This window comes from Aromatoleum sp. (assembly GCF_032027225.1).
Classification (GTDB): Bacteria; Pseudomonadota; Gammaproteobacteria; order Burkholderiales; family Rhodocyclaceae; genus Aromatoleum.
Window position 1 is genome coordinate 1 of record NZ_JAVSMM010000029.1, and the last position, 19,762, is coordinate 19,762.

Below are 19,762 nucleotides of genomic sequence, written 5' to 3' on the forward strand. Positions count from 1 at the left end.
TTCGCGCTGCCGTTCGTGGCCATCGTGATCCAGGAGTGGCTCAAGGCCCGCAGCGAAGGTGCGGACGAAGGCAACAAGGGCGTGCTGTCGTCGATGCGCATCGAGAACCGGGTGTGGGTGGCGATCGTGGTCATCATGTTCGCCGGCATCCCGTTCATCCCGGTGGATCTCGCCACGATCAGGTTCGACACCACGCGCTCCGCGCAATGCCAGGTCAGTGTCCCGCTGCCCAACGACACGGGCTGGTCCAACGTCTACACGGCGCTCAACGACCAGAGCGCGCTGGTGCCGGTGTGGTGGTTCTTCATGCACGCGCTGTCGAAAGCCGTGACGGGCTCCGCGGTGGCGGCGATTCCCTGCGGCACGGACCTGCGTCAGATTCGCATGGATGTGGATGCCACGCGCATCGACGATCCTGTGCTGGCACAGGAGGTCGCCGACTTCACGCACGACTGCTACGGGCCGTCGCGCGCCAAGCTGTTCATGAACCGGCCGACGCTCTCCGACGAGCAGATGAACGACGTCACCTGGATCGGATCGAGTTACTTCCTCGACACGCCCGGCTTCTATGACACCTATCGCGCCAGGACCCCACGCACGGCCTGGCCCTACGACGCGACCCGCGATGCGGGGCTGGCACAGGTGGACAGCGGCGGCGGCTATCCGTCCTGCCGGCAGTGGTGGGCCGATGGCGGCCAGGGACTGCGCAGCCGGCTGCTGGCACAGGTCGACCCGGACCTGCTGACCCGCATCGGGCGCTGGGTGGGATTCCTGTCGCAGAGCGAGGTCAATGACTCGGTGATCCGCGCCGTGGTCTCACCGAGGCAGCAGAAGATGAATCAGGGCGCCGTCTACACCGACTACGGCGGCCAGATCGACAAGACGCTGCCGAACGTCGTCACGCGCGGCGCGAGCGACCTGGGGCTGACCGTCGGCTCGCTGGGCTTTTTTCCGGCGATGGACGTGGTGCGCCAGGCGCTGCCGATGGTGCTGACCATGCTCAAGATGGCGCTCGTCATCTGCATCCCGCTGGTGCTGCTGATCGGCACCTACGACCTGAAGACGGTGGTGACGGTGAGCTGCGTCCAGTTCGCGCTGTTCTTCGTGGACTTCTGGTTCCAGCTCGCACGCTGGATCGACAGCACGATCCTGGATGCGCTCTACGGATGGGGGTTTGGCGCGGACAGGCCGCACACGAACTTCGATCCGCTGATCGGTTTGAACAACGCCTTTGGCGACATGCTCCTTAACTTCGTCATGGCGATGATGTTCATCGTGCTGCCGACGTTTTGGGTCATGGCATTGGCTTGGGCAGGCGTTCGCACGGGAAATATCGTGCAGGGGTTGTCCACCGCCACCTCGGACGCCAAGGGCGCTGGGGGGCGTGGCGCTGGTATGGCAATGAGCGCCGTATCGAAGAAGTGACCGCCGTTCAGTCGTCGTCGGTCACATGCGGGTCGATGCGCCAGTCGCTCTTGTCATAAAGCCCGAAGCCGTTGGGGCCTTCCCTCCATTCGGGTTGCGGTTCCTCTTGATCAGGGTCGTCGTGCTGCACGAGCCATGCAGCAGTCACCGCAAAGGCAAGCAGCAGGGCCAGCCAGAACGCGGAGTAGAGCAGCGCACCGAGCACGGTGAGCTTGACGATCCAGAGCACCGCCGTCGCCGCGCCCGCAGGCACCCCGCGCGTCACCAGCCAGCCGGCGACACGCTGCTCGCGGCGCAGGTATCCACGCCAGGCACGGCCAGCCCCCCGGCCCAGCCGGTGGCTCCAGCGCCCGTTGTGCGTGTTGGTGGTCATGCTCATATGCCTCGGCTTCAGTGGTGCCTCACCTCGCGGAGCGGCCGGTCGTGGCCTGCCCTCCAGCATAGACCGCGATCAGGAGGGTGGGTTGCGGCCGGCAGAGCCGGGTTGGCTCGGGTCGCAGGTCGATTAGATTTTGCACGATAAATCAAACCTTATGCTACTTTCCATGCACGTTCTTGCAACGGCTCTAGGGGCCGATTGGATTATGTGCTATTTTTATAACATGGATGGAAATTTTCGGCACCAGATAATCAAGCGACTGCAGGCGGGACTCCCTCGCGGGGCGCCGTTCGACCTTGCCACCCTGAGCCAGTTCGGGGTGTCGCCCCAGCTCGCCGCCCACTATGCCGACGGCGGGTGGCTCGTGCGCCTGGCCCATGGCGTCTATGCCTTCCCGAACGATGAGTTCGGGGTCTACGGTGCGCTGAAGTTCCTGCAACAGCGCGTGCCCGGCCTGCATGTCGGCGGCAAGAGCGCCCTGGCCCTGCAGGGCGTGCGGCACAACCTGGGCAGCCGGGAGACGCTGGTGCTGTGGGGGGACGGTCGCTTCGCGTTGCCGGCCTGGTTCACCTCGCGCTTTCCGGCCCGCTACGTCCACGCCCGCCTGTTCGACTGGCCGGACACGGCGCTGCCCGGCAAGACCCTGACCACGCCGCCTGGCTTGCCCGAGGCTCTGCGGGTGGCAGCCCCCGAGCGTGCCGTGCTGGAGCTGCTGTACGAGGCCGGCGTCAAGCAGAGCCTCGAAGAGGCCCGCAACCTCTTCGATGGACTGCGTTCCCCCCGCAAGGACTTGCTCGGGCAACTGCTGTCCTGCTGCGCCAGCGTGAAGGCCGTGCGCCTGTTCCTGACCTGGGCGCGCGAGACCAGCCTCGTGGACGTCGATGCCCTGCTGGAGCAGTACCCGGTTCGCACCGGCAGCAACACGCGCTGGATGAGCCGGCTCGATGACGGCACCTTGCTGAGCCTGAGACCTCATGGATAAGACCTACGCCGACACCGTTCGCCTGCTGCTGGCCGTCGCGCCCGACGCGTTCGCCAACGACATCTTCGCCATGAAGGGCGGCACGGCCATCAACCTCTTCGTGCGGGACATGCCGCGCCTGTCGGTGGACATCGACGTGGTGTACCTCCCGTGGCAGACGCCGCGCGACGAAGCGCTGCAAGCCATCAACCAGGAGCTGGCCGCCATCGCCACGCGCGTTGCACCGCTGGGCGTGCAGACACGCCTGGTTCGCGCCAAGGACCTGGGGGACACCAAGCTGATCGTCGAGAACGACGCCAGCCAGGTGAAGATCGAGGTCAATGTCGTGTTCCGCGGCAGCGTGCTGCCCGTCGAGCGGCGGCCGCTGAGCGCCAGGACCAGCGATCTGTTCGGCGTCGAGTTCGAGCTGCCGGTTCTGGCACCGGACGAGCTGTACGCCAGCAAGCTGGTGGCCGCGCTGGATCGGCAGCACCCCCGCGACCTGTTCGACGTGTGGCAGCTCTACGAATCGGGCGACATCAGCGACGGCATGGTCGAGTGCTTCGTGATCTATCTGGCGGGCCACAACCGGCCGCCCCACGAAGTGCTGTTCGGTAACGACAAGGACATCGCCGGCGAGTACGAGCGGGCCTTTGTCGGCATGACCGAAGTGGGCTGCTCCCTAGAAACACTGCTCGACGCTCGCGCCAGGGTGCGGCGCGAGCTGCCACAGCGACTGAGCACCGCGCACAAGCAGTTTCTGAGCGGGCTGGCGCGCGCAGAACCGGACTGGTCGCTGGTGCAATGCCAGCACGCCGCGCAACTGCCGGCACTGCGCTGGAAGCTCGCCAATCTCGAAACCTTCCGCAAGCGCCGTCCCGACGACTTCGCAGCGCAATCCGCCGCCCTCGACACCGGCTTGGGCCAGAGCTGACGAACATCCCCGCAGCTTCCGGCTTGCCGGGATTGCCCCATGCCGCATTCATCGTGGCACCCGCGCAGCAGCGGCCCTATACCCAAAAGCTTCCGACAAAGGCCAAAGGGCTGGGAAGGGGCAAAGGAAGGGCGCCAAGGGGAAAGGCCCTATCCTGAAAAGGCCAAAAGGCGCCCCCGAGCAGCCCGTCATCCGGGGGTTCGCCATGCTCTCGCTGTTCCAGCGCAAACGGGTGCCACCCACCGCCGGCACGCCGCCCACCTCCGCCATCGAAGCTCCGAAAGGGTCGATGCGGCCGGAGTCGGCAGCATCGCTGCTGGCCACGCCGCGTCGGCAGAAACTGCTGGAACACATCTGGCAGCGCACCTCGCTCTCGCGCCGTCAGTTCGCCACGCTCTACCTCGCCCCCCTGGAGCGCTACGCCGAGCTGGTCCAGCAGTTCCCGGCCTCCGATAACCACCACCACGCCTATCCGGGCGGCATGCTGGACCACGGCCTGGAGATCGTCGCCTATGCGCTGAAATTGCGGCAGTCATACCTGCTGCCTGCGGGCGTCACGCCGGAGGCACAGGCGGCCCAGGCCGAAGCCTGGACCGCAGGCACGGCCTATGCGGCCCTGCTGCACGACATCGGCAAGATTGCGGTCGATCTGCACGTCGAACATGCCGACGGCAGCGTCTGGCATCCCTGGCACGGCCCGCTGCGAAAGCCCTACCGCTTCCGTTACCGAAAGGACCGCGAGTACCGCCTGCACAGCGCCGCCACCGGGCTGCTCTACGCGCGCCTTCTCGATCGGGACATCTTCGACTGGCTCAGCGGCTATCCCGACCTCTGGGCCGCGCTGCTGTACGTGCTGGCCGGCCAGTACGAGCACGCCGGCACGCTCGGCGAACTGGTCGTGCAGGCCGACCAGGCATCGGTCGCCCAGGAACTCGGCGGCGATCCCAGCAAGGCGCTGGCGGCGCCCAAGCATGCGCTGCAACGCAAATTGCTCGACGGCTTGCGCTACCTGCTCAAGGAAGAATTCAAGTTGAACCAGGCCGGCCCGGCGGACGGTTGGCTGACCCAGGACGCCCTGTGGCTGGTGAGCAAGACCGTCTCCGACAAGCTGCGCGCACACCTGCTGTCGCAGGGCATCGACGGTATCCCGGCGAGCAATACGGCGGTGTTCAACGTGCTGCAGGATCACGGCATCGTGCAACCGACGCCGGATGGCAAGGCGATCTGGAAGGCTACCGTCACCAGCGATGCCGGCTGGTCGCACGCCTTCACCTTCCTGAAACTCTCGCCGGCGATGATCTGGGATGCCGCCGACCGGCCGGCGCCGTTCGCAGGCCGTGTGCAGGTCGAAGAGGAACAGGCGGAGGCGCCGGCGGTGGCCGATGGGCAGCGCGTGGAAGGCACCGAAGCTGCACCCGCGAGCGCGGCGCCGATCGCATCCGCAGCCATGGACACCGGCGTGGCCGCGCTGCTCGACCTGCTGGGCGACACCGCTCCACCCACGGCACCGGAGATCCCGAGTTCCCCTGTTGCCGAGCCCGAGCCGGCCCCTTCGACCGTGCCCCCGCCGCAGATGAGCCTCGCGCCTTCCCAGGATCGCACGGAGCCCTCCGGGGCGCACTTCATGGCCTGGCTGCGTCAGAGCATCCAGACGCGCAAGCTCATCATCAACGACGCCAAGGCCCTGGTGCATACCGTCGCCGGTACGAGCTACCTCGTCAGCCCCGGCGTGTTCCAGCGCTACGTGCAGGAGTACCTTCAAGTCGCCGCGCTGGCCAAGCAGGAGAAGCTGGAGGGGTGGCAGTGGGTACAGAAGCGCTTCGAGAAGTTGGGACAGCACCGCAAGCAGCCGAGCGGGCTGAACATCTGGACCTGCGAAGTCACGGGGCCGCGCAAGTCGCGCCGGCTGCACGGCTACCTGCTCGCCAGCCCGGATGCGCTGTTCCAGGAGACGCCGCCAGACAACCCATACCTGCGGCTCGTCAACGAGGCCGCAAAGCGCGAAGATTCAGCCCTTGGGGGCAAGGACGACGATCAGGCGTAGGCATGCGACCGCTGTGCGGGCCGGCTTCAATCTGCGGATGGGGCCGACTCTGCCAGCTTGGCTTCGGTCAGAGTCATCAAGTGGGCGGAACTGCATTTCAGCGCACGGGCAATCTTGAGGATGAGAGGGAGCGTGGGCACATGCTCGCCGCGCTCGATCTTGCCCATGTGCGACCGTTCGATGCCGGCCATGTGGGCCAGCGTTTCCTGAGCTATGCCCTGGTTGGTTCTTTCTTCCCGCACGGCAGCCCCAAACGCGATGGCTGGTTCCGCTTCGTAGGTAGTGGTGCCGGTGGGGCGGCCCCTTTGGATCGAACGCTTTGGCATTGCCAAGAGCGTCGAACACGGTCACGATTTAAACCACGTTAAACTTAACTCATTCCGGCGGCTTCACTTTGATCGCCGCAAGTTCACCGCCCGGGGAGCTGGACGTGAAATCGAGCGATGCCGCCGCTGAAATCCGGGTTGCCGTGCTCGGCGAATGGGTGCCCTCCCAACTGGCCGACGTGCTGGCTCTGCAGCGCGCCGAAGAACCCGAGACCACCGCCACCCTGGTCGGATGGACAGCCACCGCATCAATGCAGGAACTGCCGGGCAACCGCTTCGACTTGGCCCTGTCCACGGCCGCATGGCAGTGGCCGAACTGGGAATGCGAACCGCTGTGGCACAGCACGCTCGCGGTCGCGGTCGCCAAGCGCTCACACCTGTTGGCCTACGGTGAGGTACCTTGCCAGGAAGTGCTCAAGCAGCCGTTGATCTGCGCGCAGTCCACGACCGATGAGTCGTGGCGCGCGGTGGCGCAGCACGTATTCTCTGACGAGTTGCAGCGGCGCGAGCAGGTGGTCGACACCTTCAACGTAGCAATGACGCTCGTTGCGGCAGGATACGGCATCGCCATTGCGCCTGCCGCGAGGTTGGCCGGCTACCGGAGCCACGGCATCGCCGCGCGGCCGCTGGCCGGCGCACCGGCCATCGTAATGGCCTACCTGCTACGTCCCTGCACGTCCTTGAACGAGTCCCAAGAGAGGTTCATCCAGCGCGCGCGCTCGATGTCCTGAACACCTTTTGCGGGCATTACTCCCGCTCAATCACATTCAGCAGTGCCCTGCGCCGCTGCGACAGCGGCCCAAAGGTTTTCATGATCTTGCTCATGGGATCGCCGCCGGCCAACGCGTCCAGGGTATCCGCCCAATCCTGCATGATGAGGGTTCGCGAGGCAATGTACTTGGTGTGATCATAAGGCGCGCGCGAGGAATCCTTCTTCCGCTTCGAGTGCGCCAGTTGCAGATCGACCCGGTTCTCGGGATAGCTCAACAATCCAAGCAGCGTTGTCGCCGTTGAGCGAAAGCCGTGCGAGGAGAACTGACCGCCGTAGCCCATGCGCTCCAACACCTTGTTGAGCGTCGTGGCTGACATCACTTCTCCTGGCTTCCGATAGCTGGGGAACAGCACCTTGCCCCCGCCAGTCAGTGTGTGCAGTTCCTTCAAGAGCACGATCGCCTGCTTCGAGAGCGGAACGATATGAGGCTGGCGCATCTTCATCCGGCCTTCGGGAACCGTCCAGAGGGCATTGTCCAGATCGAACTCGGACCAATACGCCTTGCGCAGTTCGGCTGTGCGAACAAAGGTCAGAGCCATCAGCCGCAGCGCGATCACGGTAGTCCGGTAACCCGCATCGTCCAAGCTGTTCAAGAACTTCGGGATGTCCTGCCACGACAACGGCGGGTTGTGCCGAACCCGCGGGCGCTTCACTGATCGCTTCAGCAACGCAGTCGGGTCGTTTTCGCAAAGCCCTTCTCCCGATGCGTATGCGAAGAGCTGACCACTCCACTGCCGGATCAAGATCGCCACCGTAGGAGCGCCGCGATCAACCACCCCTTGGATAATGGGCCGCAGGTGAGATGCCTTGATCGCGCCAATCGGCAGCTTGCCGAGCTTGGGAAACACGTCCTTCTCGAGATAGGTCTTCACCTGGCCGGCGTAATAGTCGCTCCAATGCACGTTGCTCGCCATCCACCTGCGGGCAATTTCCTCGACGGTGTGCTCGTTCTGCTCGACTTGGTTGGCGATCTTGACCCGCTTCTCCAGGATCGGATCACGCCCCTCGCGAATCAGATTGCGCGCCCAATCTCGCTCCTGTCGTGCAGCCTCCAGAGTCACCTTGGGGAACGGACCAATCGAGTAGACCTGCGCGGCGTTACCCAGGCGATACCGATACCACCAGAGCTTGCTTCCATTCGGCTGTATGCGCAGGAACAGGCTGCCGCCATCCCTGAGCGTGTAGGCCTTGGGCTTGGCTTGCGCCGTCTCGATCTTGCGTACTGTGAGGAGATTGAGAGCCATGTGTATAACGCCCTCCAGGGGAATCGTTACTCACATGGTTATACACTTTTGCAGTGGCTTGATCTAGACAACGACAGAACTCTCCAGACTATCAACCATTGACATTCAACGTCTTAGATATGCCCCCTGGAACTCAGCGGCACTCTATGGCGTTCAATCGTAGTTGTCGATCATCAGCAGCATTTTGGCGTATCACCTTGATTTGACTGGACCGCGAGCGCGATGCCGTCACTTTGATACCCGCTTTGCTACGCGCTATTTGCTGATCTGGCACAACGCCGGATGAGACGGCATCCGAGCCGGGCATTATCGGCCGCGAACGGCTTTCGCGCAAAGGCGGCGGCCTCACGGTGCGCGGAAGCAGCCTCTTTGATATCGGGGCGGCGAACCGCCATGTCCCGCACCCCGACAACGTGCGCATGGACCCGCGCCCGCAGAAGCTACGCCTCGACCGGCGACGGATGCGACGTCCCGACGACGTCCGGAGGCTGGCCGAGCGGGGGCAGCTCGGGAGCCGGCGTTTCCGGCTCGGTCTCCGGGCGGGCGGGGCCCGGATCCGGAATTTCCGGCTTCGGCGGAATCGGCCGCGGCTCCTCGGGGACCGGCTGGTCGGGCTTCGGAATCTCCGGCTTCGCCGGCGTCGTGTCCGGGATTTCGGGTTTGGGCTGTACCGGATTCGGGATTTCAGGGCCGGGACCGGCATGGAAAAGTCTGCGCATCGGAAAGGCCTCCACCGCGGAGCGGATTCAAGGGCGATCGGACCGGCAATCGTCGTGCCGGCCGTCTCGCCCCAGCAAGCCGTGACCCTGCGGAACGACCCGCGCGAGACCGAACGTGACATCGGATGGACATTGAAACCCGCGTCGGTTGCGACGTAGTGTGTACGGCTGCAAGCAAGGAGTCGGGAACATGGGGGACATGGAGGATCTGGTCGGCTGGTGCGGTCTGCTTTCCCGGCGCGGCGACGGTCATCCCTTCGTCGTCGACATCGACGGTCAGCGCTTGTTGCAGTTCGACGGCGTCACGATCCAGAGCCAGATGGCAGTCGATGACCCGGCCGCCCTTGCGCTCGACTACACGCGCTCGATGATGGGCTTCCTGCTGTTCCACCCGGCACCGCGCCACATCGCGATGATCGGGCTCGGCGGCGGTTCGCTCGCGAAGTACTGCCTCGCGGCCCTCCCCGAAGCCTCCGTCACCGCGGTCGAGATCAACCCGGAAGTCATCGCGTTGCGCGACGAGTTCGGCATCCCGCCGGACGGACCGCGCCTCAAAGTGCTGTGTCGCGACGGCGCCGATTATGTGCGAGACCCGGGGGAAGCGCCCGACGTGCTGATCGTCGACGGCTTCGATGTCGCCGGAATGCCGCGCCAGCTGTGCTCCGCGGGCTTCTACGACCACTGCGCCGCGATGCTGTCCGATGGCGGGATGATGGTCGTGAACCTGTGGTCCGGCGATTCGCGCTACGGCCTCTACACATCGCGCATCCGCGACAGCTTCGACGACCGCGTCGTCGTCGTGCGCGCCGAGGAAGACACGAACCGCATCGTGTTCGCGAGCAAGGACCGGCGCTTCCCGCCGACTCGCACGCAACTGCTGGAACGCGCCCGCGCCCTCGCCGCCGATCACCCGATCGGAATGGTGCCGCTGGCGCAGCGCGTGCTGCACCGTCTCGATCGACGCCGCGAACTGGGCGGCGACGACTGGCCGCCGAGCGGCCGGCGTCGCTGACGCGAAGCGGGCCCTGCGGCTCGTCGCGATCCCGATCGTTGTCGCTGGCGAGCTTGCGGTCGGACGCGCCGAATCGCGCTCCGCGGCTCGATTCGCGTGGGGCGCGGCGGCAGCCCCGGGCCACCGCAAACGGGTGCCGACGGCGCTCGCAGCGGCGGTGGCGCAGCCGCTCCACCGCCGCACACTCTTCCGCGGCCAGCTCCGCCCGAGACTGTAAGCGGATGAATACGTGCATGTATTCTCCGGCGTACGGTGCTTCAATGAGCATACGTCGGAGCAGTCGCGCAATCCGTCCGTCAAGTCGACGCGATGCGATGAGGAAGGAGACAAGCAGATGGAAGATTCCGGTTCGGGCGCCCTCGTGATCCACGCAGGCCCCGGGGTCAACCTGCGTCCGCCCGTGCATCGGCCGCAGAGCGCGGAAGGGGCGCTGAGATGATCCGCGACGACACCGGCCCTGCCAGCCTCGATCCGTTGTGGACCGGGATCGCCCCGCACTACCGCCCCGCCTCCGCGGTGCGTCGGCGCGTAGCGGTCTTCGGCGTCGCGTTCCTACTCCTCGCGAGCCTCAGCCTGCTGTACGACTACTCGCGTCCGGCCGAATACCGGACCGCGGCGCGGCTGCGCATCGACATGCCGGGCTACGGCGATACCGCCGACGAGCGCCGCGGCGCGAGCCAGGCCGCGTTTCTCACCGAAGTCGAAATCCTCACCAGTCGCCCCCTCGTCGACAAGGCCGTGGGGCGGCTCGCGGCCGTCGGCGCGCCGATGCCGGACGAATCGCTCGACCCGGCCGAAGAGTACCGGCGGATGCTGACCGCGACGCCGGTCGACGGGACCAACGTCGTACAGCTCACTGCGAGCGGCTCGCCGTCGGACGTGCTTGCGCCGCTCCTCAACACGCTGATCGACGTCTACCGCAATCAGCTCGCCGAGCGCTATCGCCAGGATTCCAGCGGCCGCGCCGCGAAGGCGCAGGCCGAAGCCGACGGGCTCGCGGTGCGCGTGACCGAAAAGCGCGAAGCCCTCGACGAGTTCCGCAGCCGCTACGACATCGTCTCGCTCGAACGGGACGAGAACCAGGTCCTCAGCCAGGTCAAAGGCGTCGGGCAGTCGCTGAACACCGCCAACGAGCGCCTCGTCGCCGCCGAAGGGAAATTGCGCTCCTTGCGCGAATCCGTCGCGGCCGGCAACCCCGTCGTGCGTGCGCGGGACAACCCGACGCTGTCGAACCTCGAGCAGCGCGCGTCGCAGCTGCGCGAGGAACAGCACGAGATGGAGCGCACCTACACGCCCGACTTCCTCGCGTTCGATCCGCGCGCGAAGGCGCTGCGGATGCGGCTTGCGAACCTCGACGAGCAGATGAAGCAGGTCCGCGAGGGCGGCCAGCGCGCGGCGCTGAGCGAGGCCGAAGAGGAAGTCACCGCGGCGCGCGCGGGGGTCGAGCGCCTGAAGCAGCAGGCAGGCGGCGACCGCCGCGCGGTGCAGGCGTTCACCGCGCGGCTCGGCGAGTTCAAGGCGATGCAGGAGGAGCTCGCCGGGCTCGAGGAAATGCACCGCGCCGCGGTCGCGCAGGCAACCGGCCTCCACGCGGCGGAGCGGGTCCGCGTGCCGGAAATCACGCTGCTCGAAGCCGCGTTCGCCCCCGGCGAGCCGTGGCGGCCGCAATACGGGCGGGACGCGGCGATCGGCGTGTCGGCGTCGCTGCTCCTCGCGCTGCTCGCAACGTGGATCGTCGAGCTTTTCAACCGCACGCCCCCGGGGCCGTCGCTGGTCGTCGCGCCGGCCTGGGTACGCAGCCTGCAGCCACCCGCGGCGCGTCCGCCCGAGCCGCTCGCGGGCCTCTCGCCGTCGGCGCTGCTCGCGGGAGTCGCGCAATTGCCGCGTGAGCTCGACGACGCCGAGATCGTGCAGCTGCTCGACGAGTTGCCGGACGACTTGCGCCTCGTCGCGTTCGGCCTGCTTTCGGGCCTGTCGATCGACGAGATCACGCGGCTCGAATGGGCCGCCGTGGACATCGAGCATCGACGCGTCCGGCTCACCGACCGGACGCTGCGGCTGTCGCCGGTCTTCGAGCGGCAGCTCGACATTTGTCGCCGCAAGCGCGAGGAGGCGGACGGCGAGCTGGTCATCCCGGCGGCGTTCAGGACGCGCGAAGCGGTCGACGCCGCCCTCCTCTACGCCGCGCACGACGCCGGTCTTCCCGGCGCCGACGAGATCACGGCCGCGAGCCTGCGCCACAGCTACGTCGCCTACCTCGTGCGCCAGGGCGTGCGCTTCGCCGACCTCGCGGGCATCGTCGGGCGGATCCCCGCCGATCTGCTAAGCGCCTACACCGCGCTCTCGCCCGCCGGCAGGAAGCGGGCGCTCGACGAAATCGATGTACTCCATCCGGCGTTGCGCGCGCTGCGCGTCACCTGAGTGCACGCCGCGGCCGATGCCGGGCGACGCGCGTGAAGATGCGATCGCTAACGACGACGTCCGGCGCCAAAAGGACGATTACCGGGCGCCGGGTCGACCGCGAGCGGCTGCGGCGGGCCGGAGAAGCGCTCAGACCTTCTTCAGGTAACAGGCTTTCAGCATGAAGTTGCCGGCGTCCATCTTGCAGTCGACTTCGTGGTCGCCGCCGACGAGGCGAATGCTCTTGACCTTCGTGCCGACCTTCAGCGTGATCGACGATCCCTTGACCTTCAGGTCCTTGATCAGCACGACCGAGTCGCCGTTCGCGAGCACATTGCCGTTAGCATCCTTCACGACGGTCTCGGCGTCGTCCGCGACATCCGCAGCGGCGGCGATCGGCCACTCGTGGCCGCAGTCGGCACAGACGTAGTTGTCGCCGTCGGGGTAGGTGTTTTCCATCGCGCATTGCGGGCAGGCGGGGATCGTGGACATGGTTCCTTCGGGGTGACGAGTGGATCGGAGGCCGGCAGTATCGGCGCCGGGCCCCCGGCCGCGCAACCATTGCGAACAATGCAATATCCGGAACGACTTGCCGGTCGGCGCCGCAGGACAAGGTCCGTCGCGGCGCGCGAAGGTTCAGCTCGGCCGCTGATGCGCGGTCGCTCAGGCCGACGAGGAACCCGCCCCGCTATCCGCCGGCGGCACCCGCATCGGAATCGTCACCGGCCCGTCATTGACGAGCTCGACCTGCATCATCGCGGCAAACTCGCCGGTCTCGACCCGCGGATGACGCCGGCGCGCCTCGGCGACGAAATGCTCGTAGCGCCTGCGGCCTTCATCGGGCGGCGCAGCGGCGCTGAAGCTCGGGCGGTTGCCGCCGTTGCAATCGGCGGCGAGCGTGAATTGGCTGACGATCAGCAATGCGCCTTCGACGTCCTGCATCGAGCGGTTCATCTTGCCGGCCTCGTCGGCGAAGATGCGCAGTTTCAGCAGCTTCGCGAGCAGCTTGTCGGCGTCCGCGTCGCAATCGCCGCGCTCGGCGCAGACGAGGACAAGCAACCCGCGGCCGATCTCTCCGACAACGCGGCCGTCGATCCGCACGCGCGCCTCCGAGACGCGCTGCAACAGCGCGATCACGACAGCACGCCCCGAGCGGTCCGGACGACGCGGGCCGGCCGTTCGCCCGCACAGTCGGCCCGGAAAGGAGCCGCAGCCCGCTGACGGCGCCCGTTCAAACGCCCTGCCCCTTAACCCACTGCAGGATCTGCGCGGTGTTCATCGCGCCGGCCTGGCGGGCGACTTCGCGCCCACCGCGGAACAGCACCATCGTCGGAATGCTGCGGATCGCGTAGCGCGCGGCGAGATCCTGCGCTTCCTCGGTATTCACTTTCGCGAGCCGCAGGCGCGGTTCGAGCTTCGCGGCAGCTTCCTCGAAGGCCGGCGCCATCATTCGGCACGGCCCGCACCACGACGCCCAGAAATCGACGAGCAGCGGCACGTCGCTGCGGCCCGCGTGCAGGTCGAAGCTCGCCGAGTCGAGCGCGACCGGGTGACCGGTGAACAGCGTCTGGTGGCACTTGCCGCAGTTCGGCCCGTCGGCGACGCGGCCGGCGGGCACGCGGTTCAATGCATGGCAGTGCGGACAGGCGATCGTGAGATTGTCGGTCGTCATTTCAGCTCCCGTTCTCGCGGATGGACGAAACGTGGTGGACCGGGGCGGCGTGGAAACGATCCAGGCGGCGGGGCGGCGAAACGATCCGAGCGCCGAAACGATCTGGGCGGCGGAGGTCGGATCAGCGTCGGGGGAGTCCCGGCCGCGCCCCGCCCGGTCGCCGCAGGGTCGCAGCCCGAAAGCCCCCCGGATACGCCGCCGTCACGTGCCAAGACATCTCAGCCGCGCAATCAAAGACCGTTCGGGCTGAGCCCGTCGAGGCCCTGTCAGCGCCTCAATCAGCCTCGGGGCGGGCCGTTGTACCGAATTGCTGCTTGACGGCTCGCCGCGCGCCGCGTCAGAGCATCCGGTTCAGCGCATCTTCGAGGTTGCGCACCGCGCGACCCGGCTCGTGCAGCTTGTCGAGCCCGAACAGGCCGAGGCGGAAAGTGCGGAAATCCGTTCCCTCGTCGCACTGCAGCGGCACGCCGGCGGCGGCCTGCAGTCCGGCGTCGAGGAAGCGTCGGCCGGACTGGATTTCCGGGTCGTCGGTGTAACTGACCACGACGCCCGGCGCTTCGAAGCCCGCGGCGGCCACGCTCGGGAAACCCTTGCGCTCCAGTAGCGCGCGCACGCGTTGGCCGAGCTCGATTTGCTCCGCCTTCACCTTGTCGAAGCCGTAGGCCTCGGTTTCCCGCATGACGTCGCGCATTTGCGCGAGGGCGTCGGTCGGCATCGTCGCGTGATATGCATGACCGCCGTTTTCGTAGGCTTCCATGATCTGCAGCCATTTGCGCAGATCGCACGCAAAGCTCGTGCTCGTCGTCTCGTCGATCCGCGCGCGCGCCTGCTCGCCAAGCATCACGAGGCCGCAGCACGGCGACCCGCTCCAGCCCTTCTGCGGCGCGCTGATCAGGATGTCGACGCTGTTCGCGACCATGTCGACCCACACGGTGCCGGACGCGATGCAGTCGAGCACGAAGAGGCCGCCGACCGCGCGCACGGCTTCGCCGACCGCGCGCACGTAATCGTCGGGCAGCATCATCCCCGAGGCGGTTTCTACGTGCGGCGCGAACACCACGTCGGGCCGCTCGTTGCGGATCGTCTGCACGACCTCGTCGATCGGCGGCGGCGCGAATGGCGCCTGCGCGCCTTCGGCAACCCGGCGCGCCTTCAGCACCGTCGATGCAGCCGGGATGCCGCCCATGTCGAAGATCTGCGTCCAGCGGTAGCTGAACCAGCCGTTGCGGATCACGAGGCAGCGCTTGCCGGTGGCGAACTGGCGCGCAACCGCCTCCATCGCGAAGGTGCCGCTGCCGGGCACGACCACCGCCGCCTTCGCCCGATAGACGTCGCGGAGAATCCTCGACACGTCGCGCATGACGCCCTGGAACTTCTGTGACATGTGGTTCAGCGCGCGATCGGTATACACGACCGAATATTCGAGCAGTCCCTGAGGGTCGACATCGGGCAGCAGGCTGGGCATTACGGTCTCCGGCGAAGGGGGAATGAGCGGGGAGCTTAGCACGCCGTCCTCGGGCTGCAGCGTTGCCGGCAGTGCTTGCCGAGGACGTGATGGCGCGCTGCGCCCAGGGGTTTTCCGACCCTCGGGCGTTGGATTCCAGGGTCGCCGCCCGCCCCGGACAGTGCTTCGCTCGGCTCAGACGCGGAACCGATCGACGACGCCGTGGAGTTGCTCGGCGAGCCGGGCGAGCGTTTCGGATGCCTGCGCGGTCTGGTTCGACCCCGACGCCGTGTCTTCGGCGACCTGGCTGATGCGATCAATGTGACGGGTGATGCCGGCGACCATTTCGTCCTGGCGCCCCGCCGCGACCGCGATCTCGCGGTTGACCGATCGGATGTTGTCGAACGCCGCGGCGATCGCCTGGATCGCCGCGCCGGCCGCCTGCGCCTGGCGGCTGCCGTCGAGCGCCGCCTGCTTGCCGTGCTCCATGACCGCGTCCGCCTTCTCGACTCCCGCGCGCAGTTGCGCGATGACCGCCTCGACCTCGACGGTGGACTCGTGCGTGCGGTTCGCGAGCTTGCGCACTTCGTCGGCGACGACCGCGAAGCCGCGGCCGGCTTCGCCTGCGCGTGCCGCCTCGATCGCCGCATTGAGCGCGAGGAGGTTCGTCTGCGACGCGATCTCCTTGATCACTTCGAGCACGCCGGCGATCTCGTCGCTGTTCTGCGTGAGCTCGCGGATCGTGTCGCTGACGCTTCCGACTTCGCGCGACAGCCGGCCCATCGATTCGACGGCGCCGAGCACGACGTCGTTGCCCTTCCCGGCCTCGGTCCGCGCGGCTTCCGCAGCTTCGGAAGCGATGCCGGTACTGCGCGAGATGCTGCGTGCGTGTTCGGCAAAGGCGGCGATCGCGTTCGTAACCTCGCCGACCTCGTCGCGCTGCGAAAGAATGCTCTGGTTGGTTTCTTCGGTGACGCGGTTCGTCTCTTCGGCCGCGACCGCGACTTCGGCCGCTCCTTCGCGCACCCGCAGGATCACCGGCTGCAGGTGGCCGACGAAGACGTTGAACCAGTGCGCGACCTCGCCCACTTCGTCGCGCCGGCTGTCGTCGAGCCGCCGGGTCAGGTCCGCCTCGCCCTGCGCGATGTCCTGCATCGCGTCGGAGATGCGACGCAGCGGCTTCAGCACCATCATGCGCAGGCTCGTCGACAGCGCGAAGACGATGACCAGGTCGAGCACGAGGATCTGGAGTCCGAGCAGCAACAGCTCTTTCTCGAGCGCCGCGCGGATCGTCGCGTGCGACACGTGGAGCTCCATGCGGCCGAGTTCGACCTTCAGCCCCTGGTCCTCGTAATACAGCGTCGATTCCCGGACTTCATCAGCCGCGACGGCCGGTTTCGTCCCGTCGACGACCTGCCCCGACGCGTCGCGGACGCGGCCGAACGTGCCGTCGCTCCCGGTGACGACGACGATGCCCCGCACGAGATCGGAAGCCATCTCGGCCTCCTGGATCTGCGCGATCAGCGCCTTGTCGAAGTTCCACATCGCGGCCGGCAGGCTGTAGCCGAGGCGCATCTGCAGCGCTTCGATGCGGTCGTCGAGGTCCGCCTCGAGCGCCGCGCGGGTGCTGAAGTAGTTGAAGGCGCCGAAGGCGACGAGCAGCGCCGATACGATCAATACGAACACCGCGTTCATGCGGCGGCTGATGCTCTGGGTGCTGAACAACTCCATTCTCCTTTCACTTCGGTCCAGTCGATGCCGGACGCAACGAGGCGCGAGCCCGCCGGGATATCGGCGGGAGCAACCCATCCACCTCGTCGAACGATCAGTCCGACTCGATGCGGTACTTCTTCAGAATTTCCTGCCACGCGGGATCGCTCTTCATCTCCACGACGATTGCATCGACCTGGCGGAGCAACTCCGCGCTGCCTTGGCCGAGCAGCAGATGGCGGGTGTACTGGCTCTGCGGGTTCGCCGACACATGGATGCGGTCGGCGATGCCGAGTTGCGGCACGAGGAAGTCCGCCGCCGAGCCGGGCAGCAGCGTCGCATCGGCCCGGCCCGCCGCCACCTTCTTCAGGTTCGACTCCTCGTTGCGTGCGTCCTGGCGGCGGATCTGCCCCGACTTCACGAGATCATCGATGCCGGCATACGAGTGACCGAGCACGCCGGCAAAACGGGTGCCGGCAAGCGAGTCCGGCCCCGTGTAATCGATGCGCTTCGCCGGGCTCGACACGATGATGTTCTTGTCGGCGAACAGCGCTTCGGACCACAGATAGCGGGTCCTGTCCTTGTCCTTGAACCACGCCGGAAAGACCCAAGGCACCGCGCCGCTGAAGTCCGCGGCCTGCACCGCCCGGTCGACGCGACCGCGCGGCAGCACCGACACCTTGACGGTCAGCGCGCCATTGCTTTTCCGCGTCATGTAGTCGGCAAGTTCGTAGGTAAGCCCCTTGCCGTCGCCCGTCACGAACGGCGGGGTCGAATGATAGGTATGCAGGGTCAGATCCGCCGCTACGGCGGGCGCGATCGCGCCGAGCACCGCACAGACGGCGACGAGCATACGGGGAAGGTGCATCGGAAGGTACTCCGTTCGGATTAGCGCGGCGCGATTATCCGCGCGCCCCCAAACCGAACAGCTTGACCGCCGTCAAAGCGATGCGAGAGCTCGACGGCGAGCGTGACGCAAGCCACACGCCTACGACGAAAGAGTTAGCCGCCGGCGCGGTGTGCGCGAGCGGCAACGGGCCCTACGAAGGCCGATTCGTCCGCCGCAAAACGCGCTCGCCGCCGCGCCGTGCTACGTCAATCGACGCGCGTGTCGAGGCCGGCTTCGGCCATCTCCGCTGCGCGCAGCATCGCCCGCGCCTTGTTCTGCGTCTCGGTCCATTCGGAGTCTGGATTCGAATCCGCGACGATGCCGGCACCGGCCTGCACGTGGATCTGACCGTCCTTGATCACAGCGGTGCGGATCGAGATCGCCAGATCCATGTCGCCGTGGAAGCCGATGTAGCCGGCGGCGCCCGCGTAGATGCCGCGCTTGACGGGCTCGAGCTCGTCGATGATCTCCATCGCGCGCAGCTTCGGCGCCCCCGACACGGTGCCGGCCGGAAAGGTCGCGCGCAGCACCGCGAGCGCGTTGAGCCCATCCTTCAGGCGCCCTTCGACGTTCGACACGATGTGCATCACGTGCGAATAGCGTTCGACGGTGAATTGCTCGGTGACCTTCACTGTGCCGATCTCGGCGACGCGCCCGGCGTCGTTGCGGCCGAGGTCGAGGAGCTGCAGGTGCTCGGCGCGCTCCTTCTCGTCCGCGAGCAGATCCGCCTCGAGCGCGAGATCGTCCGCGGCGGTCGCTCCGCGCGGTCGGGTGCCGGCGATCGGCCGCACCGTCACGCGCTTGCCGTCGCCGTCCTCGTCGAGCCGCACGAGGATTTCGGGCGACGCGCCGACGACGTGGAAGTCCTCGAAATTGAAATAGAACAGGTACGGCGACGGATTCAGCGTGCGGATCGCGCGATAGAGCGCCATCGGGCTCGCCGCGTACGGCTTGCTCATGCGCTGCGACAGCACGACCTGCATGACGTCGCCGTCGATGATGTACTGCTTCGCGCGGTTCACCGCGTCCTTGAACGCTTCCTCGCCGAAACTCGACGTCGCGGGCTGCGATTCGGCGTGCATGTCCTCCGGAATCACCGCGGGCGCGCGCAGGCGCGCGAGCAGATCTCGCAGGCGCTTCTTCGCCCGCTTGAACGCACCGGGCACTTCCGGCTCGGCATAGACGACGAGGGTGAGCTTGCCCGACAGGTTGTCGACGATCGCGATTTCCTCGGACAGGAGCAGCAGGATGTCCGGGGTGCCGATCGTGTCGGGCTTCTCGGTCTTCGCGAGGCGTGGCTCGATGTAGCGCACGGTGTCGTAGCCGAAGCAGCCGACCAGGCCGCCGGCAAAGCGCGGCAACCCGTCGCGCGGCGGCACCTTGATGCGGGCCATGAACTCGGCGACGTAGTTCAGCGGGTCGCCGTAGTCGCGCCGTTCGACGAGCCGGTTGCCGGTGAGGAGCAGCGCCGAGCGGCCATAGACTTCGATACGCGTCGACGCGGCCAACCCGATCATCGAGTAGCGGCCGAAGCGCTCGCCGCCCTGCACCGATTCGAGAAGGTAGCTGTAAGGCTCGTTCGCGAGCTTCAGGTAGATCGACAGCGGCGTGTCGAGGTCTGCAAAAGTTTCGAGCGTGACCGGGATGCGGTTGTAGCCCTGCGCGGCCAGCGCGTTGAATTCATGTTCGAGCATGGTGACTCCACGAGAAACGGTTCGATCGGACAAGGGGGTGCGGGCGCGTCGGCAGCCCGCGAAAGCGGTCGCGTTTTAGTGGCCCGCGGGCCACGAGCGCCAGCGCCGCCAGCAGCAGCGCATGGCGGTGGTCTCGT

General features: G+C 66.9%; 18 protein-coding genes. 7 read left to right on the forward strand and 11 right to left on the reverse strand.

Features of this window, described 5'->3' with window-relative positions; genetic code table 11:
* Positions 1-1,425, forward strand: a 1,425-nt coding sequence (locus tag ROZ37_RS20885; RefSeq protein WP_312662563.1) for a conjugal transfer protein TraG N-terminal domain-containing protein, incomplete at its 5' end; no start/stop codon positions are given.
* A 7-nt stretch (positions 1,426-1,432) separates the two neighbouring features.
* On the opposite strand, the gene ROZ37_RS20890 is transcribed toward ROZ37_RS20885, so the two are convergent.
* On the reverse strand, positions 1,433-1,804 hold the full coding sequence (locus tag ROZ37_RS20890) for a DUF3742 family protein (RefSeq protein ID WP_169203446.1): 372 nt from the start codon (positions 1,802-1,804) through the stop codon (positions 1,433-1,435).
* Between the two features lie 223 nt (positions 1,805-2,027).
* Between ROZ37_RS20890 and ROZ37_RS20895 the strand changes: the two genes are divergently transcribed.
* From ROZ37_RS20895 to mobH, 3 genes are all read left to right on the forward strand, one after another.
* Positions 2,028-2,786 (forward strand): type IV toxin-antitoxin system AbiEi family antitoxin domain-containing protein, encoded by a 759-nt coding sequence (locus ROZ37_RS20895; protein WP_312662611.1) that lies wholly within the window; start codon positions 2,028-2,030, stop codon positions 2,784-2,786.
* Positions 2,779-3,699: a nucleotidyl transferase AbiEii/AbiGii toxin family protein gene (locus ROZ37_RS20900; RefSeq protein WP_312662565.1), complete on the forward strand. Its 921-nt coding sequence runs from the start codon at positions 2,779-2,781 to the stop codon at positions 3,697-3,699. The genes ROZ37_RS20895 and ROZ37_RS20900 overlap by 8 nt, the downstream gene beginning before the upstream one ends.
* A 205-nt stretch (positions 3,700-3,904) precedes the next feature.
* Positions 3,905-5,743 carry a MobH family relaxase gene (gene mobH, locus ROZ37_RS20905; RefSeq protein WP_312662566.1) on the forward strand — a complete coding sequence of 613 codons (1,839 nt, stop codon included), beginning with the start codon at positions 3,905-3,907 and terminating at the stop codon, positions 5,741-5,743.
* Between the two features lie 26 nt (positions 5,744-5,769).
* Here mobH and ROZ37_RS20910 read toward each other — a convergent pair whose 3' ends face one another.
* Positions 5,770-6,069, reverse strand: coding sequence for a helix-turn-helix domain-containing protein (locus ROZ37_RS20910; RefSeq protein WP_003282197.1), 300 nt, complete (start codon positions 6,067-6,069; stop codon positions 5,770-5,772).
* Positions 6,070-6,173: 104 nt separating this feature from the next.
* Here ROZ37_RS20910 and ROZ37_RS20915 point away from each other — a divergent pair, with 104 nt between their 5' ends.
* Positions 6,174-6,800, forward strand: a complete 627-nt coding sequence (locus ROZ37_RS20915) for a substrate-binding domain-containing protein (protein WP_312662569.1) — start codon at positions 6,174-6,176, stop codon at positions 6,798-6,800.
* A 16-nt stretch (positions 6,801-6,816) separates the two neighbouring features.
* On the opposite strand, the gene ROZ37_RS20920 is transcribed toward ROZ37_RS20915, so the two are convergent.
* Both ROZ37_RS20920 and ROZ37_RS20925 read right to left on the reverse strand, forming a co-directional pair.
* A complete protein-coding gene (locus tag ROZ37_RS20920; protein WP_312662572.1) occupies positions 6,817-8,085 on the reverse strand; it encodes an integrase arm-type DNA-binding domain-containing protein in 1,269 nt (422 codons plus the stop codon).
* 440 nt (positions 8,086-8,525) lie between these two features.
* Positions 8,526-8,804, reverse strand: a complete 279-nt coding sequence (locus tag ROZ37_RS20925) for a hypothetical protein (protein WP_312662573.1) — start codon at positions 8,802-8,804, stop codon at positions 8,526-8,528.
* Between the two features lie 190 nt (positions 8,805-8,994).
* Here ROZ37_RS20925 and ROZ37_RS20930 point away from each other — a divergent pair, with 190 nt between their 5' ends.
* Both ROZ37_RS20930 and ROZ37_RS20935 read left to right on the forward strand, forming a co-directional pair.
* On the forward strand, positions 8,995-9,816 hold the full coding sequence (locus ROZ37_RS20930; RefSeq protein ID WP_312662574.1) for a transferase: 822 nt from the start codon (positions 8,995-8,997) through the stop codon (positions 9,814-9,816).
* A gap of 435 nt (positions 9,817-10,251) precedes the next feature.
* Complete coding sequence (locus ROZ37_RS20935; protein ID WP_312662576.1) at positions 10,252-12,237, forward strand: hypothetical protein; 1,986 nt, start codon at positions 10,252-10,254, stop codon at positions 12,235-12,237.
* 129 nt (positions 12,238-12,366) lie between these two features.
* Here ROZ37_RS20935 and ROZ37_RS20940 read toward each other — a convergent pair whose 3' ends face one another.
* The 7 genes from ROZ37_RS20940 to trpE all read right to left on the reverse strand — a co-directional run bounded on the left by ROZ37_RS20940 (position 12,367) and on the right by trpE (position 19,625).
* Positions 12,367-12,708, reverse strand: coding sequence for a zinc ribbon domain-containing protein YjdM (locus tag ROZ37_RS20940; RefSeq protein ID WP_312662577.1), 342 nt, complete (start codon positions 12,706-12,708; stop codon positions 12,367-12,369).
* Between the two features lie 171 nt (positions 12,709-12,879).
* The gene (dtd, locus tag ROZ37_RS20945) at positions 12,880-13,353 is read right to left on the reverse strand and encodes a D-aminoacyl-tRNA deacylase (RefSeq protein WP_312662579.1); all 474 of its coding nucleotides are present in this window, start codon (positions 13,351-13,353) and stop codon (positions 12,880-12,882) included.
* A 94-nt stretch (positions 13,354-13,447) separates the two neighbouring features.
* On the reverse strand, positions 13,448-13,888 hold the full coding sequence (trxC, locus tag ROZ37_RS20950) for a thioredoxin TrxC (RefSeq protein WP_312662580.1): 441 nt from the start codon (positions 13,886-13,888) through the stop codon (positions 13,448-13,450).
* Between the two features lie 337 nt (positions 13,889-14,225).
* The gene (locus ROZ37_RS20955) at positions 14,226-15,353 is read right to left on the reverse strand and encodes an alanine--glyoxylate aminotransferase family protein (protein WP_312662582.1); all 1,128 of its coding nucleotides are present in this window, start codon (positions 15,351-15,353) and stop codon (positions 14,226-14,228) included.
* 174 nt (positions 15,354-15,527) lie between these two features.
* Positions 15,528-17,057 carry a methyl-accepting chemotaxis protein gene (locus tag ROZ37_RS20960; protein ID WP_312662583.1) on the reverse strand — a complete coding sequence of 510 codons (1,530 nt, stop codon included), beginning with the start codon at positions 17,055-17,057 and terminating at the stop codon, positions 15,528-15,530.
* 100 nt (positions 17,058-17,157) lie between these two features.
* On the reverse strand, positions 17,158-17,910 hold the full coding sequence (locus ROZ37_RS20965) for a transporter substrate-binding domain-containing protein (protein WP_312662585.1): 753 nt from the start codon (positions 17,908-17,910) through the stop codon (positions 17,158-17,160).
* Positions 17,911-18,137: 227 nt separating this feature from the next.
* A complete protein-coding gene (gene trpE, locus ROZ37_RS20970) occupies positions 18,138-19,625 on the reverse strand; it encodes an anthranilate synthase component I (protein ID WP_312662588.1) in 1,488 nt (495 codons plus the stop codon).
* Positions 19,626-19,762: the final 137 nt, after the last annotated feature.